This is a genomic window from Streptomyces sp. CNX435 (assembly GCF_059570575.1).
The window spans coordinates 691,661-707,309 of record NZ_JCANTA010000002.1 but is presented as its reverse complement, the minus strand read 5'-3'; the positions used below and the strand labels follow the sequence as shown (position 1 = coordinate 707,309).

General features: G+C 73.5%; 14 protein-coding genes. 6 read left to right on the top strand and 8 right to left on the bottom strand.

What is annotated here, in order from left to right:
* Window positions 1-234 precede the first annotated feature (234 nt).
* Window positions 235-3,474, bottom strand: coding sequence for a glycosyl hydrolase 115 family protein (locus T328_RS06375; RefSeq protein WP_496494863.1), 3,240 nt, complete (start codon window positions 3,472-3,474; stop codon window positions 235-237).
* Window positions 3,475-3,607: 133 nt separating this feature from the next.
* Between T328_RS06375 and T328_RS06370 the strand changes: the two genes are divergently transcribed.
* Window positions 3,608-4,669, top strand: a complete 1,062-nt coding sequence (locus tag T328_RS06370) for a LacI family DNA-binding transcriptional regulator (protein ID WP_496494862.1) — start codon at window positions 3,608-3,610, stop codon at window positions 4,667-4,669.
* A gap of 80 nt (window positions 4,670-4,749) precedes the next feature.
* Complete coding sequence (locus T328_RS06365; protein ID WP_496494861.1) at window positions 4,750-5,655, top strand: bifunctional helix-turn-helix transcriptional regulator/GNAT family N-acetyltransferase; 906 nt, start codon at window positions 4,750-4,752, stop codon at window positions 5,653-5,655.
* A 126-nt stretch (window positions 5,656-5,781) separates the two neighbouring features.
* Here the strand turns inward: T328_RS06365 and T328_RS06360 are convergent, their stop codons facing one another.
* Window positions 5,782-6,663, bottom strand: a complete 882-nt coding sequence (locus T328_RS06360; RefSeq protein WP_496494860.1) for a hypothetical protein — start codon at window positions 6,661-6,663, stop codon at window positions 5,782-5,784.
* 259 nt (window positions 6,664-6,922) lie between these two features.
* On the opposite strand from T328_RS06360, the gene T328_RS06355 reads away from it, so the two are divergent.
* Both T328_RS06355 and T328_RS06350 read left to right on the top strand, forming a co-directional pair.
* Window positions 6,923-7,105, top strand: a complete 183-nt coding sequence (locus T328_RS06355; RefSeq protein WP_496494859.1) for a hypothetical protein — start codon at window positions 6,923-6,925, stop codon at window positions 7,103-7,105.
* Window positions 7,106-7,183: 78 nt separating this feature from the next.
* Window positions 7,184-7,354, top strand: coding sequence for a hypothetical protein (locus T328_RS06350; RefSeq protein WP_027757629.1), 171 nt, complete (start codon window positions 7,184-7,186; stop codon window positions 7,352-7,354).
* Between the two features lie 39 nt (window positions 7,355-7,393).
* Here the strand turns inward: T328_RS06350 and T328_RS06345 are convergent, their stop codons facing one another.
* The 4 genes from T328_RS06345 to T328_RS06330 form a co-directional block, all read right to left on the bottom strand.
* Entirely contained in the window at window positions 7,394-8,329 is a 936-nt protein-coding gene (locus tag T328_RS06345; RefSeq protein ID WP_496494858.1) for a cytochrome c oxidase assembly protein, read from the bottom strand.
* 111 nt (window positions 8,330-8,440) lie between these two features.
* Window positions 8,441-9,169: a type 1 glutamine amidotransferase gene (locus T328_RS06340; protein ID WP_496494857.1), complete on the bottom strand. Its 729-nt coding sequence runs from the start codon at window positions 9,167-9,169 to the stop codon at window positions 8,441-8,443.
* 28 nt (window positions 9,170-9,197) lie between these two features.
* Complete coding sequence (locus T328_RS06335; RefSeq protein WP_496494856.1) at window positions 9,198-10,436, bottom strand: DUF1727 domain-containing protein; 1,239 nt, start codon at window positions 10,434-10,436, stop codon at window positions 9,198-9,200.
* Between the two features lie 186 nt (window positions 10,437-10,622).
* A complete protein-coding gene (locus tag T328_RS06330) occupies window positions 10,623-11,288 on the bottom strand; it encodes a TetR/AcrR family transcriptional regulator (protein WP_496494855.1) in 666 nt (221 codons plus the stop codon).
* A gap of 156 nt (window positions 11,289-11,444) precedes the next feature.
* On the opposite strand from T328_RS06330, the gene T328_RS06325 reads away from it, so the two are divergent.
* Both T328_RS06325 and T328_RS06320 read left to right on the top strand, forming a co-directional pair.
* Entirely contained in the window at window positions 11,445-12,671 is a 1,227-nt protein-coding gene (locus tag T328_RS06325) for an acyl-CoA dehydrogenase family protein (RefSeq protein WP_496494854.1), read from the top strand.
* Window positions 12,672-12,755: 84 nt separating this feature from the next.
* On the top strand, window positions 12,756-13,463 hold the full coding sequence (locus tag T328_RS06320) for a lysophospholipid acyltransferase family protein (RefSeq protein WP_496494853.1): 708 nt from the start codon (window positions 12,756-12,758) through the stop codon (window positions 13,461-13,463).
* A gap of 183 nt (window positions 13,464-13,646) precedes the next feature.
* Here the strand turns inward: T328_RS06320 and T328_RS06315 are convergent, their stop codons facing one another.
* Both T328_RS06315 and T328_RS06310 read right to left on the bottom strand, forming a co-directional pair.
* Window positions 13,647-14,342 (bottom strand): response regulator transcription factor, encoded by a 696-nt coding sequence (locus T328_RS06315; RefSeq protein WP_496494852.1) that lies wholly within the window; start codon window positions 14,340-14,342, stop codon window positions 13,647-13,649.
* Complete coding sequence (locus T328_RS06310; RefSeq protein ID WP_496494851.1) at window positions 14,339-15,646, bottom strand: sensor histidine kinase; 1,308 nt, start codon at window positions 15,644-15,646, stop codon at window positions 14,339-14,341. The genes T328_RS06315 and T328_RS06310 overlap by 4 nt, the downstream gene beginning before the upstream one ends.
* Window positions 15,647-15,649 lie beyond the last annotated feature (3 nt).

Here is a 15,649-nt window from a genome sequence, read left to right as displayed (position 1 = left end):
GGCGCTACGGGGCCCACAAGTGGCGGCGATGGCCGTAGATTTCACCTTCTTACGGCATCTCGGCACGTCCCTTCGTCATCCGCGGAGCGGCGTACCCGGGCGTACCCGGCGGATTTCGTACGAGAGGAATCCGGCCGTGCTCCGCGGGTCATTCTTCCGGTGTAGTCGGGAAGTCGAGACGAATTGCGCCTCCGGGCCGATCCCTGGCGCCGGACGTCTTGGCAGACTGCACCCTCAGCGCTTCACGTACGTGCTGGGCGGCGGGCCGAGGTAGCTGTGGCGCACGCCGCCGGTGTCGACGACGAGCTTCTGCACCACCACCGTCGGGTCCACCATCCACAGCTTCAGCACGTGCTGGCCCGGCCGGGTCACGCGGTGCTCGGTCACGGTGACGTTGGCGTTGTCCGAGGTGTTGCGCTCCCACTGCTTGTTCATCCGGCCGTCGTCCGCGCCCGTGACCCGGGTGACGTTCACCGTCTGCGGGGCGTCGTCGTCGAAGGCGACGGCGTAGCGCAGACCGTCGGGGGTGAGGACGCTGTTGCGCGGCGAGAGGTACGCGGCCACGCGCAGCGTGCCGGTGGTGAACAGCGTCATCGTGTACTCCAGCCGCGGCCCCTGGCCGGCCGGCCGCGGGGCGGCCGTGACCGGGTACGGTGCCATGCCGCTGCCGGTGCGCCCGATGTCGGGGATACGGCGCCAGGCGACGCCGCCGGCGGGGACGGCGCGGGTGTGCCGGTCGGCCTCCACCGAGACGCAGCCGCCCGCCTCGACGGACCCGGCGAGCGCGGAGTGGCGCACGGACGGGCGGTGCACCCGGGCGTGCACCTCCACGGTGCGGCCGGCGCCGGTGACCAGGATGGGCACGGTGGTGGTGCCCCTGGGCGCACGGGCGAAGTCGACGCGCAGCCCGGCGCGGATCTGGGTGGTGAGACGGCCGCGCGGGCGGTCGGCGCGCAGCCAGGACACGGCCGGCTCGATCTCGTAGCCGAAGGGGCTGCGGCCGCGGTTGAAGACCTCGATGTACGGGGCGGGACCGCTGTCGTACGGGCTCACCACGGGCAGCACCGCGGGCCCGGCGGCCTCCGGCCACCACTTCTCGGAGCCCTCCACGGCCACGCCGAGCACCGCTCCGGCGGCGGGGTCGATGCGCTCGACGGCGGGGAAGACCTCGTCGGGCAGCGCCTCGTTGTCCTTCTCGGGCTGCTGCCAGGGGGCGTTGGGGCCGTAGCGCTCGACGTCGCCGTAACCGATCTTCGGCTGGGTCTGGAAGCCCTTCCACTTCCCGTCGGAGAGCGTGTGGTTGTAGTAGTCGGCGAGCGCCTGGTCCTCGGCGAAGAGGGCGTCGGTCTCGGCGGCGAGCTGATTGGCGGCGGCGCGGCCCTGCGCGGCGTAGAGGAGGTTGGTGAACTCCGCGCGGCGCAGCGCGTAGACGACCGCGGTGCCGCGGACCGCGTAGCGTACGAGCTGGAAGTACGCCGCCCGGTCCGCGCGGTCCAGCCGGGCTTCGACGCGGTCCGCGGTGCGCGCCAGCTCCTGCCACTCGTCGGTGACGCGGTCCAGCTCGTGGTAGTTGACGCGGCTGAAGGGGGTGGCCTGGTCGTCGTAGACGATGGCCGCGGGGTCGGTGGCCGGGTCCCTGGCGGGGTCGCGGGTGATGCGGCGGTTGAGCAGCTCGGGCTTGCGCCGGGCCTGGAGGCGGCCGTACTCGTGCAGGACCTCGGCGATCTCGGGGGCGTGCCGGGGGCCGAAGTTCTCGGCGGCGTAGCGGCGTTCCCACTCGGGCAGGTTCTCCACCGGCCAGCGGCCGGGATTCCAGGCGTAGTCCAGAAAGTACTGGGTGGGCAGCTCGTTGGACTTCAGGTCGCCGACGTTGGCGACCCACAGCTGCCGGATGCCGTACGCGTACGTCTGGTGCAGCTGCTCCCAGGTGTTGGCGAGGTTTGCGGTGTCGACCCACTTGTAGTTCCGGCCGCCGCCGACGTAGTCGAAGTGGTAATACAGCCCGTACCCGCCGGCGCGCGGCGGCAGCGACGCGTCGGGTACGCGCCGCAGGTTGCCCCAGTTGTCGTCGGTGAAGACGACCGTGACGTCGTCGGGCGCCTGCATGCCGCTGTCCCAGTAGTGCTGGACCTCCTTGTACATGGTCCACACCTGCGGCACCCCGGCCGCGTCGCCCAGTTCCTCGGCGAGGATGCCGCGCTCGGTGGTGATGATGCGCTGCATCAGCTCGATGCCGTCGCCGTCGGGCAGCGAGGTGTCGCCGTTGCCGCGCATCCCGAGGGTCACCACGCCCTCGAAGCCCTCGGCGGCCATCCGGCGGATGCCGTCGCGCCAGTACGCGCGGATGGCGGCCTCGTTGCGGACGAAGCTCCACTCCCCCGTGCCGCCGTACGGGTCGTGGCCCTCGGTGACGATGTCGCCGTTCTCGTCGCGCACGGCGGGGACGGCGTGCCGGTTCCACTCCTCGATGCCCCGCATCATGGGCGCCTCGTGGGAGGTGCCCATGACGATGCCGTACTCGGTGGCGGTGGCGTGGTTGGCGGGGTCGTCCTCGGCGAAGGCGCGGCCCCAGACGGCCGGCCACAGGTAGTTGGCCTTCAGCCGCAGCATGGCCTCGAAGACCTTGGCGAAGAAGGCGCTGTTGAAGCCGCCGGGGTGGCCTTCGGCGTGGCCGGGGCCGAAGAAGCCGGGCGCCCAGCGGCCGAGGGCGGGGTTCTCGTCGTTGATGAAGATGCCGCGGTACTTCACCGCCGGGGTGCCCTGCGAGAACCGACCGGGCAGCACGTAGAGCGCGTCGTGGCGGCGGGGCGGGACGTCGGCCCAGAAGTGCCAGGGGGAGACGCCGATGCCGCGGGAGACGTCGTAGATGCCGAAGATGGTGCCGCGCTGGTCGCTGCCGGCGATGACGAAGGCCCGGTCGAGGCCGGGCAGCGGGGCGTCCACGACCTGCTGCAGGGAGGTCTCCCACCGGCCCTCGACGCCGGTCACGTCGAGCTTGCCGGTGGCGATGAGGCCGTCGATCAGCGGGCTGCGGCCGATCGTGCCGACGAGCACCGCGAGCCGCCCGGCGGGCGGACGGCCGCGGGTGAGCGCGGGGCGTACGCCCGTCACCCGCTCCAGGTCCGTACGCAGGTCGCCTAATGCCCGCAGCACGCCGGGGAAGTCGTCGCCGTCGGCCACCAGCGGCGCGGCCCGGTCGCCGGCGACGAGCGGGAACCGGTCGCGGCCCGGGGAGTGGGCGATGTACGCGCCGGGGTCGGTCGGCCGCGGCGGGTCCGAGTGCGGCGCGGCGGCGGCGGTGACCGGCAGGGCGAGCACGCCGCCCGCGGTCGCGGAGAGCGCGCCCAGGCCCAAGCCGGCGCCGAGGACGAAGCGCCTGCTGACACCGTCGGCGGCGGGGTCTGCCGGGAGCGCCTCGCCGGGCGGGGGGCCGGATGCGGCAGACTGGTCGTGCCGGGGGTCGTTGCTCTCCACTCCGGGGCCTTCCCTCACCGAGCAAGCGGCAATGTTTCGTAAAGCGTCACGAATATTTCCGGGCAACCTAGGGTGAGGCCAGGGGAAGGTCAAGACATCGCGCAGCGGGGGGCGGCGGGGCTACCATCGCGCCATGAGTGGTGCTGGAGTCCAGTTCGGCGGAGGGGCCCCCGCGGCCGGCGAGGAGCCGCAGGCCACCGCCACGCTGGCGGCCGTCGCGGAGGCCGCCGGGGTGTCGGCGTCAACAGTTTCGAAGGTCCTCAACGGCCGCTCCGACGTCTCCCCCGGCACCCGCGCCCGGGTCCAGGACCTGCTGCGCGAGCACGGCTACCGGCGCCGCGGCGGCGGGGCGCGCCAGGCCCCGCTGCTCGACCTGGTCTTCCACGAGCTGGAGAGCGCGTGGGCGATGGAGGTCATCCGCGGCGTGGAGAACGTGGCCCGGGCCGAGCGGCTCGGCGTGGTGCTCTCCGAGAGCGCCGGCCGGCTGACGCCGGGGCAGACGTGGGTGGAGGACGTGCTGGCGCGCCGGCCGGCGGGCGTCATCCTGGTGCTGTCGGACCTGTCCGCGGACCAGCGGGCGCAGTTCACCGGGCGCGGCATCCCGTTCGTGGTGCTGGACCCGGCCGGCGACCTCGCCGAGGACGTGCCGTCCATCGGCGCCACCAACTGGCAGGGCGGGCTGGCCGCCACGCGCCACCTGGTGGGCCTCGGCCACCGCCGGATCGCCGTCGTCGGCGGGCCGCCGGCGATGATGTGCAGCCGGGCCCGTATCGACGGCTACCGCGCGGCGCTGAGCGTCGCCGGGCTGCCGGTGGATCCCGAACTGATCCGGGAGGGCGACTTCCACCACGAGGCGGGCTACGCCGCCGGGCGCGAGCTGCTCTCCCTGCCCGACCGCCCCACCGCCGTGTTCACCGGCAACGACCTGCAGGCGCTCGGGATGTACGAGGCCGCCCGCGCGCTGGGCCTGCGTATCCCGGACGACCTCAGCGTCGTCGGCTTCGACGACCTGCCGGTGGCCCGCTGGATCGGCCCGCCGCTGACCACCGTGCGGCAGCCGCTGACGGAGATGGCCGAGTCGGCCGCCCGGCTGGTGCTCGACCTCGGCCGCGGCCACGAGCCGGTGACGCGCCGCGTCGAGCTGGCGACGAGCCTGGTCACCCGCAACAGCACCGCGCCGCCGCCCGCGAGCTGACCGCCGGCGTACGGCGGCCGAAACTTTCGAACTCACTTGGGGGCTGGCAGGCGGCGACATTCCCTGACTATGGTCAGAGAATGGATCCGGCGCTGGTCGACCAGGTGCGGCGGTTCAACCGCACCGCCACTCAGCGCGTCGGCGCGCTCGACGACGCGTACCTCGCCCGCGGTCGCCCCCTCGGGCAGGCCCGGGTGCTGTGGGAGATCGGCGAGCAGGGCTGCGAACTGCGCGCCCTGCGCTCCCGTCTCGACCTGGACTCCGGCTATCTCAGCCGCTTGCTGCGCGCCTTGCAGGACGCCGGGCTCGTCGAGGTCGGTCCCGACGACGCCGACGCCCGGGTGCGCTCCGCCCGGCTGACCGCGGCGGGCCGCGCCGAGCGGGCCGAGCTGGACCGGCTCTCCGACGACCTGGCCGCCTCGATCCTGCGCCCGCTGAGCAGCGGGCAGCGCAACCGGCTGACCGCCGCGATGGCGGAGGTCGAGCGGCTGCTCGTCGCCTCCATGGTCCGCGTCGCGGTCGTCGACCCGCGGCACCCCGACGCGCGCCAGTGCATGCGGGCGTACGTCGCCGAGCTGGGGCGCCGCTTCGACGGCGGGTTCGACCCGGCCCGCAGCATCTCCGCCGAGGACGCCGAACTCACCCGTCCGGCCGGTCTGTTCCTCGTCGCGACGCTGCACTCCGACCCGGTCGGCTGCGGCGCACTGAAGTTCCGGCCGGAGCGCCGGGCTGAGGTCAAGCGGATGTGGGTGGCGCCGACGGTGCGCGGCCTCGGGCTCGGGCGGCGGCTGCTGACGGAGCTGGAGGAGCGTGCCGCCGCTCGCGGCGTGCGCACCCTCCGGTTGGAGACCAACCGTGCCCTCGACGAGGCCGTGCGGCTGTACCGCTCGTCCGGCTACGAAGAGGTGGAACCCTTCAACGACGAGCCGTACGCACACCACTGGTTCGAAAGGACCCTCGGCAGCCGCGGCGAGCGGACGCCGTAGGGCAAAGGCCGCGGGGCTCGGTCCTGCGGGCGTTCAGCCGCGCCGAGCGGGCACCGGACACCGTCGCCGCGTTCTGAGCGCCGCACCGCGCACCGGAGGAAGCGGCCGTAGCACGGGGGTGGGCCCTCACCGCGGGGCCGGGACCGAGGCCGCAGCCTGCTCCGGCTCCGGCTTGGATGCCGGTTCCGGTTCCGGCTGCGGCTCCGGCCGCGCGGGCGCGCGCGATGGCCTGCGGCGCCGGGTCGGGCTGACGGCCAGGGTGTAGCCGACGAGCACGCCGACCGACAGGACCGCCAGCCGCCCCGCGGCCGGCGGGCTGTCCGGCGGCGGGTCGTAGCCCCCGTCCTCCAGGCCCGCCGCCTGCTCGAAGTGGTTGTACGCACCGGGGAAGAACATCTCGTCCACCCCGTACAGCGCGGGGAACGCGGCCGGACCCGCCAGCAGCGACCCCAGCGCCCACTGGTCGGAGTGACGCGCCTCGTGCTCCGAGAGCCGCCGCATCCGCGGCGACTGGGTCTCGGCGCGCTGGTCGGTGAGGAACACCGTCCCGTACATCGTGCCCGCGCGGGCGAAGCCGTCGTCGAGCACGACCGCGGTGGTGCCGTTCGCCGCGCAGTGGTACATCTCGCCGCCCTCCCCCGCGGCGTACAGCAACGCGGCGCCGGAGACGGGCGCGTTGACCACCGTACGGGCCGTCTGCCACAGCCCGCCGCCCTCCCCGGTGGCCGAGCACGGCTGCGTCCGGCCGCCGAGGCCGAGGACGGCGAACGCGCCGGCGAGCACCGCCTGCACCACCGTGCCCCAGACGACGATCAGCACCCGGCGCCGCGACGGGCGCGCGCCGCGCAGCGTGCCGATGACCGCGAGGAGCAGCCCCACGAACCCGCCGCAGATCAGGCAGGCGGCCCACCAGACCGATCTCCGCTCCACCAGGCGCGCGGGGGCCCGACGGACGGCCGGGGTCGCCGAGGAGGTGGGTCGCTCCAGAGTCGCTGTGCCGGCCGCCATCCGTCACCCCTGTCATCCCGCCGCCGCACTGGGCTCTGCGCACCGACGCGGGCCGGTCACGGCCGAACCCCGCCGCCGCGCGGCGGGGTTCGGCAACCGGAGCCGTTGCATGCAGTCGCAGACAGGTATCCAGATTACGGTACCGTAACGAATTGACGTCGAACTGGCCTCGAATTCCAGCCGCTTCTGCGGAGCAGGGTGTGAATGGCTTCAGGCGGAATCGGCCAGGTGATCCCGTACGAACCGGAGGAGGACGGCGATGGGCGACGAGGACGGCGGCACGCCCGCGACGACGGCCGAGCCCGCCACCACCGGCACGGCCGGACCCGAGGGCGGGGAGTCGGTGTGCTGGCTGGAACGCGTCTGCCCGGAGTGCGGACGGTTGGCCGACACCGCACCTCCGGTCCGCTGCACCCGCTGCGGGACGCTGCTGACCGGCTGACCGACCTCCCTCGACTATCGCGCCGGTGCCCGGCGAGGGACCATGGTGGGGAGGTCCCTGGCGGCTGGTGGAGGCGGCATGGAAAAGCCCGGTTCTGCGAAGGCCATGGTCGTGAGCACCGTGGCCGGTCTCGTGGTCATCACGGCGTACACGGTGTCGGTGGGCAGCAGCGGATGGCTCTGGTTCGGCTGGGTCGTGCTGGGGCTGGCCGCGCTGGGTGTGGTGCTGACAGGCGGTTCCTGGCGGTAGGCGGGTCGGGCCCGCGGACTGCGTGACGTGGCCGCGCGGCTACTGCTCGCGAGCCTGGAGCGAGGCCAGATAGGCGTTGTACGCGGCCAGCTCGCGGTCCCCGTCGCGGTCGGCGGTGCGGTCGCTGCGCCTGGCCTGGCGCTGTTCGGAGTTGTACCACTGGTAGATCAGGGCGACGAGGACCAGCACCGAGGGGATCTCGCTGAACGCCCAGGCGATGCCGCCGGCGGCCTGCTGGTCGTCCAGGGCATCGATCCCGAGCGACGCCGGCGGGTTGCTGTAGACGTCCACCATGGGCTCGCTGCCCATCATCAGCGCGATGCCGAAGAAGGCGTGGAACGGCATGCCCGCGAACAGGGTCAGCATCCGCATCACGTGCGTGGGCCGGTTCGGACCGGGGTCGACGCCCATGATCGGCCAGAAGAAGACCAGGCCGACGGCGAGGAAGTGGACCATCATGCCGACGTGCCCCGCCTTGCTCTCCATGAGGGTGTCGAAGAGCGGGGTGAAGTACAGCGCGTACAGGCTCGCGATGAACAGCGGAATCGTGAACACCGGGTGCGTGATCACCATCAGATAGCGGCTGTGCAACAGCGAGACCACCGCGGAGCGGGGCCGGCCCGTCGGCAGGGCGCGCAGCAGCAAAGTCACGGGGGCGCCGAGGAGCAGCAGGATCGGCGACAGCATGCTGATCACCATGTGCTGCACCATGTGCACGCTGAACATGACCATGCCGTAGTCGTTCAGGCCGGTGCACATGACGAGGACGATCGTCAGCACGCCGGCGCCGAAGGCGACGGTCCGCCCCAGCGGCCAGTCGTCGCCGCGGCGGCGCAGCCGGATGACCCCGTAGCCGTACAGGGCGAGGGCGGCGAGGGAGCCGGCGAGGAAGACCGGCTCGCCGGTCCACTCCAGCCCGCGCGCCAGGGTGAACGGCGGAAGGTCCAGGTGGCCGCCGTGCCCGCCGTGGTCCATGTCGGTGCTGCTCCTTGTGCCGGTGATGCCCTCACTCAGGCTAGACCCGCCGTGTTCGGGCGGTTCGCCGGGGTGCCCCGGCCCCGCCGCCGGGCGGGCCCGGCGGCGGGGTCAGCGGGCGGCGCTGGCGGCGGCGATGCGCTCGTTGCGCAGCGCCTCGTACCAGCGGTCGTCGACCGGCGGCAGGCCCGGGGACTCCAGCGCCAGCCGGATCAGCAGGTCGGCGATCTGCGGATTGCGGGCGAGGACGGGGCCGTGCATGTACGTCCCGAAGACGTTGCCGTTCCACGCGCCCTCGGTGCCGTCGCCGGTGCCGTTTCCGTGGCCGAAGCGGACCCGGGCGAACGCCTTGGCGGTCGGGCCGAGGTGGGTGACGCCCTGGTGGTTCTCGAAGCCGGTGAGCTGGGGCAGGCCGAGCTGCGGGTCGATATCGGCGAGCACGTCGCCGACACAGCGGTCGGCCTGGCCGCGGCCGCTGGTGACGTCGAGCAGGCCGAGCCCCGGCTCCTGCCGGTCGAGGTCGTTGATGAACTCGTGGCCGAGGATCTGGTAGCCGGCGCAGACGGAGAAGATGATCGCGCCGTTGGCGGCGGCCCGGTTCAGTCCGCCGTCGCGGCGCAGCCGCTCAGCGGCGAGCCGCTGCGGGCGGTCCTCGCCGCCGCCGATGAGGTAGATGTCGGCGGAGGCGGGCACGGGCTGGTCGGAGCGGACGTCGACGCGCGTGACGTCGTAGCCCCGCTGCCGGGCGCGGCGCTCGACGACGAGGGCGTTGCCCTGGTCGCCGTAGGTGGACAGCAGGTCGGGGTAGACCCAGACGAGGCGCAGGCTGTCGTCGTTCATACGGGCGGTCCTTTACGTCTCGTACGGGTCAGTTGCCGACGCGGCGGCGCAGGTCCTGGAACGCGGTGTAGTTGGCGATGACCTCGATCCGGCCCGGCGGCGCGGCGGCGACGGCCTCGTCGACGTGCTCGCAGACGCGGAAGCTCTGGTTCGCCACCTCCAGCCGGACGGCGAGGTCCAGCTTGCGGTCGCCGATGACGTACAGCGGGTGGCCGGTGAGCCGGGTGTAGTCGACGTCCCAGAGCCAGGAGGTGTCGGTGCCGTCGGCGCCGCGGGCGTTGACGGAGAGCACCACGGGGGTGGGCGGGGGGTCGATCAGGGAGAACGTCTCCAGCCAGCCGGCCGGGTTCTTCGCCAGCAGCAGGCGCAGGTCGCGACCGCCGAACTGCACCGTGTCGTACCGGCCGGCGACGGCCGTGACCTCCCACATGCGCTCCAGCGCGGTCTGCGGGTGCACGCCGAAGGCGGCGGCCACGGCGGCGGCGGTGGTGGCGTTGGCCCGGTTGGCCCGGCCCGGGAGCTGCAGGCGGATCGGCCAGGCGGCCCCGTGCGGGTCGAGGACGTGCTCGCCGGAGAGCGCCCAGCTGGGCACGGGGCGGCGGAAGCCGCACTCGGCGCACAGCCAGTCCTCGCCGGGGCGCTGCAGCACACCGCCGCAGGAGGGACAGGACCAGGCGTCGTCCTTCCACTCCTGGCCGACGGCGACCCAGACGACGTTCGGGCTGGAGGACGCTGCCCAGACGACGAGGGGGTCGTCGGCGTTGGCGACGACGAGGGCCTTGTTGCCGGCGAGGCCCTCGCGCCAGCGCTCGGCGAGCATGCGGGTCTCGGCGGCGCGGTCGAGCTGGTCACGGGAGAGGTTGAGCAGCGCAATGGCCTTGGGCGTGACGTCGCGGGCGACGGTGGCGAGGTACTTCTCGTCGACCTCGATCACGCCGTAGCGGGCGTCGGAGCCGCCGGCGAGCGCCGAGGTGATGCCGGCGGGCATGTTGGCGCCGAGCGCGTTGGACACGACCGGCCCGGAGGCGCGCAGGGCCTCCGCGATCAGCCGGGTGGTGGTCGTCTTGCCGTTGGTGGCGGAGACGAGGACGACGTCGAGGTGGCCGGCGAGCCGGGCGAGCAGGTCGGGGTCCAGCCTGAGCGCGACCTTGCCGCCGATCACGGAGCCGCTGCCTTTGCCCGCGGCGCGGGACACCGCTGCTGCCGCCCTGCCGGCCGTGACGGCCAGCTTGGACCGTGGCGACAGCGGTTCCGTGTTGCCTGCCATCGTCGTAGCTCCTCCTCGCGTGCCCGTGCGCGGTGCTGCGCGGTGCGCCGGCGTCCGCGGTACGCCGGCGTCCATCGTCCGCCGCCCGGCCTGCGGCGCGGCGCGGCAGCGGCCAGCCTATCGAGATCCGCGCCGGGCCCCGAATCGCGGCACGTCGCGGCGCCCGCGGACCGTGCCGCGGCGCCCCTACAGCCCGGGGCCGCCGGCCTTGTCCGCGGCGGCGGCGAGCCGGCCCCAGAGCAGATCGGCGAGGCTCTGCACCAACTCGGCGCGGCTGCAGGGCCGTTCGCGCAGCCACCAGTCGCCGGCGGCGTGCATCATGCCGACGATGCCGTGCCCCCAGGCGCGGGCGGTCACCGCGCCGCCGGGGCCGAAGTCGATGCGATCGGCGATGACCTGGGCCAGCTCCTCGCCGAGGCGCCGGAGCAGCGGCGCGGAGTGGCGGCCGACCTCGAAGTCGCGCTCGGCGGTCACGGCCGGCTCCGGGGCGTCGGCGGCGCCGCCGTCGGCGGGGTGCATGAGGAACCGGTAGACCTGGGGGCGCGCCTCGATGGCGGCGAGGTACGTGTCCAGGGTGGCCTCGACCCGCTCGCGGCGGCCGGTGGGGGCGTCGAGCGCGGCGCGCAGGGCGGCGAGGAGGGCGTCGGTGTGACGTACGGCGAGCGCGCGGTACAGGCCGCCCTTGTCGCCGAAGTGGCGGTACAGGATGGGCTTGGTGATGCCGGCCTCGGCGGCGATGGCGTTCATGGAGGCACCCGGCCCGTCGCGCAGGACGACCCGGTCCGCGGCGTCGAGCAGTTCGCGGCGCCGGTCCTCGGTCGCCTGCTCCCTCTCGCCGCGCCGGTTGTCCATGAAACCGCTCCCCTGCCTGGTCGACTGCCCGAAGCCTTGCGCAACCTAGCACCCCGCCGCGGAGCCTCGGACGTCGTACGGGAGTTGACAGAGTCTACTCGCGGGTAACAGACTTACGTTACCGACAGTAACGAATGCGAAGGCTGCGGAGGCGCAATGTCTGAGTTCACGTTCGAGCTCAACGAGGACCAGAGGTCCGTCCAGGAGTGGGTGCACGGCTTCGCCGCCGACGTGATCCGCCCCGCCGCCGCCGAGTGGGACGAGCGCGAGGAGACCCCCTGGCCGGTGATCCAGGAGGCGGCCAAGATCGGCCTGTACTCCCTGGACTTCTATGCCCAGCAGTACTTCGACCCCACCGGGCTGAGCATCCCCATGGTCATGGAGGAGCTGTTCTGGGGCGACGCGGGCATCGCCCTGTCGATCGTCGGCACCGGGCTGGCCGCCGTCGGCGTGCTGGCCAACGGCACCGAGGAGCAGATCGGCACCTGGATCCCGCAGATGTACGGCGACGTGGACGACGTGAAGCTCGCCGCCTTCTGCTCCTCCGAGCCGGACGCGGGCTCCGACGTCTCCGCGATGCGCACCCGTGCCGTCTACGACGAGGCCAAGGACGAGTGGGTGCTCAACGGCACCAAGACCTGGGCCACCAACGGCGGCATCGCCGGCGTGCACGTCGTCGTGGCCGTCGTCGACCCGGAGCTGGGCACCAAGGGGCACGCCTCGTTCATCGTCCCGCCGGGCACCCCGGGGCTGTCGCAGGGCCAGAAGTTCAAGAAGCACGGCATCCGCGCCTCGCACACCGCCGAGGTGGTGCTGGAGGACGTGCGGGTGCCCGGCTCCTGCCTGCTCGGCGGCCGGGAGAAGCTGCAGGAGCGGCTGGCCCGGGCGCGCGAGCGGGCGAAGTCGGGCGGCGAGCGGGTCAAGAACGCCGCGATGGCCACCTTCGAGGCGTCCCGCCCGGCGGTGGGCGCGCAGGCGGTGGGCATCGCGCGGGCGGCGTACGAAACGGCGCTGGAGTACGCCAAGACGCGCGTCCAGTTCGGCCGCCCGATCATCGACAACCAGGGCATCGCCTTCCAGCTCGCCGACATGCGCACCCAGATCGACGCCGCCCGGCTGCTGGTCTGGCGGGCCTCCTGGATGGCCAGCGCCGGCAAGGGGTTCACCTCGGCGGAGGGCTCCATGTCGAAGCTGTTCGCGGGTGAGGTGGCCAAGGACGTCACCGCGCGGGCGATGCAGATCCTCGGCGGAAACGGCTTCACCCGCGAGTACCCGGTGGAGCGGATGCACCGCGACGCGGCGATCTACACGATCTTCGAGGGCACGAGCGAGATCCAGCGGCTGGTGATCGCCCGCACCCTGGCCGGGGTTCCGATCCGCTGACGCTGCCGGACCTCTCCCCCAGGCGGGCGCCGCGCGGCTACGCTGCGAGCGCACGACACCGACCGGGGGAAGGGCGAGGCAGCGTTGATCTACCACCTGCTCAAGTACGTGTTCCTCGGGCCCACGCTGCGGTTGCTGTTCCGGCCGCGTATCGAGGGCCTGGAGCACATACCGGAAGAGGGCGCGGCGATCGTCGCGGGCAACCACCTGTCGTTCTCCGACCACTTCCTCATGCCCGTGATGCTCCGACGGCGCATCACGTTCCTCGCCAAGGCCGAGTACTTCAACGGCCCCGGCCTCAAGGGGCGGCTGACCGCGGGGTTCTTCCACAGCATCGGCCAGATCCCGGTCGACCGCCGCGGCCGCAAGGCGGCGCAGGCCGCCATCGAGGAGGGCCTCGGCGTGCTGGCCAAGGGCGAGTTGCTGGGCATCTACCCGGAGGGCACGCGCTCGCACGACGGTCGGCTGTACAAGGGCCGGGTCGGGGTCGCGGCGATGGCGCTGCGGGCGGGGGTGCCGGTCATACCGTGCGCGATGCTCGGCACCCGCGAAGTCCAGCCGCCCGGGCAGAAGGTCCCCAGCCTCGGCCGAGTGACGATCCGCTTCGGCGAGCCGCTGGACTTCTCGCGGTACGCCGGGATGGAGGACGAGAAGGCCGTGCTGCGGGCCGTCACCGACGAGATCATGTACGAGATCCTCGGCATGTCGAACCAGGAGTACGTCGACCGCTACGCCCCCGACGTCAAGGCCGAGCAGGAGGCCGCGAAGAAGTCACCGCCGGCCGCCGCCTGACCCGGTGCGGGAGACCCCGGCTGCCGCCGGCGCGGGGCGGCGCGACGGCGGCACCGCGGAAACTCGGTGGTCGCGGTCGAGGTGACCGCCGAGACGTCCCTCGTCGCCTCCTTCTCACCTCAGCCGCCCCCAGCGCCGGCGTCGGCCCTCACGCTGCCCGCGTTCATCCCGGGGCCGTGACCCTCACGACGGACGGTCGGTGCCGTCGTCGGGGGTGGCCTGCACCAGCCCCGTGCGGTACGCGATGACGACGAGCTGCGCCCGGTCGCGGGCCGCCAGCTTCGTCATCGCGCGCTGCACGTGGGCGCGGACGGTGAAGGGGCTGACGTAGAGCTGCTCGGCGATCTCCTGGTTGGACAGGCCGGTCGCGACCATGGCCACCATCTCGCGTTCGCGCGGGGTGAGCACGGCGAGCCGTTCCGGGTGGTGCTTCGGTGCGTCGTCCGGTGAGGCCAGGAAGCGGGCGACCAGGGAGCGGGTCGCGGCGGGCGACAACAGGGTGTCGCCGTCGGCGATCGTACGCACGGCGTCCACCAGTTCCTCGGCCCCGATGCCCTTGCCGATGAAGCCGCCGGCCCCCGCGCGCAGCGCCTGGGCGACGTACTCGTCGGTCTCGTAGGTGGTGAGGATCAGGATGCGACTGCCCCGCAGCTCCGGGTCCGCGGCGATCTCGGAGGTGGCGGCGAGGCCGTCCACCTCGGGCATGCGGATATCCATGACCACCACGTCCGGGCGCAGTTCGCGGGTGAGACTCACCGCCTCCCGGCCGTCCGCGGCCTCGCCGACGACGGTGATGTCGTCGGCGGTGTCGAGAAGCATCCGGAAGGCACTGCGCAGCAGGGCCTGGTCGTCGGCGAGCAGCACCCGCAGCGTCGTCACGGCGTACCCCCTGCCTCTCCGTCGTCCGTACGTCCGTCGGCTGTCACTTCGTCGGCCGCCCGTTCCCCGGTGGCAGTCCCGCGCGCCGTGTCCTTGGCGGGTGGCAGGGGCAGTTGGGTGGAGACGAGGAAGCCGCCCTCCGGGCGCCTGCCCGCGGTGAGCCGCCCCCCGACCGCGGTGGCCCGTTCGCGCATCCCGATCAGGCCGTAGCCGGGCGGACGGTCCGACGCCGCGGACGCCGCGGACGCCGCCGGCGCCGCACCGGCGTCCCCTCCGTCGTCGGCGACGGTGAGGGTCACGCGGTCGCGGTTCCAGGCGAGGCGTACCCGGGCGCTGCCGGTGCCGGCGTGCTTGGTCACGTTGGTCAGGGCCTCCTGGACGATGCGGTACGCGGTGAGGTCCACGCCCGGCGGCAGCGGCCTGGCGGTGCCCTCCTGTTCGAGCGACACCTCCAGCCCCGCGCGGCCGAAGGACTCCAGCAGCGTGGGGAGCCGGGACAGCCCGGGCGCGGGTTCCGCGGGCTCGGCGGCGTCCCCGGACTGGCGCAGCAGCCCGACGGTGGCCCGCAGATCGTCGAGCGCGTCGCTGGTCGTCTGGACGAGTTCCTTCAGGCTCTGGCGGGTCTGCTCCGGACGGACGTCGAAGAGGTGCGAGGCGACCGTGGCCTGCGCGTTGGCCAGGGTGATCTGGTGGGCTACGAGGTCGTGCAGCTCCCGGGCGATGCGCAGCCGCTCCTCGCCCACTCTGCGGCGCGCCTCGCTCTCCCGGCTCTTCTCCGCCCGCCGGGCGCGCTCCTCCACGGCCGCCAGGTAGGCCCGCCGGTTGTGCGCCGAGTGCCCGAGCACACCGGCCACGAGCGGGAACGCCGCCACCGATCCCATGCGGCTCGCGTCCTGCCAGGAGAGGTCCTCGAACCAGGGGGTGGCGGCGAGCAGCAGCGCCGCGGAGGCGAGCGACACCACGCCCGCCGCGCGCCGTTCGGTGGGCGCGTGGAGGGCGCAGGCGTAGGCGGCGATCACGGCGGGGGCCATGATGGGCGGGCTCAGCAGGAGACCCAGCGGCGGCACCAGCAGGCCGGCCGCGGTCGTGGCCGCGAGCGCGGCCAGGGGCGCCCGGTGCCGTACGGGCAGCACGGCACAGGACGCCACGGCGATGACGTAGGCGGCGGCGGGCGGCGGTGACAGCGTGTCGTCGACCCGCACCACGCCGCCGAGGAGGCAGAGCGTGAACGCGGTCGCCACGATCGCCGCCTCCCGCCGCCGCGTACGGCGTGCCGGCGGACCGCCGCCGGCCGGGTCCGTCATGCC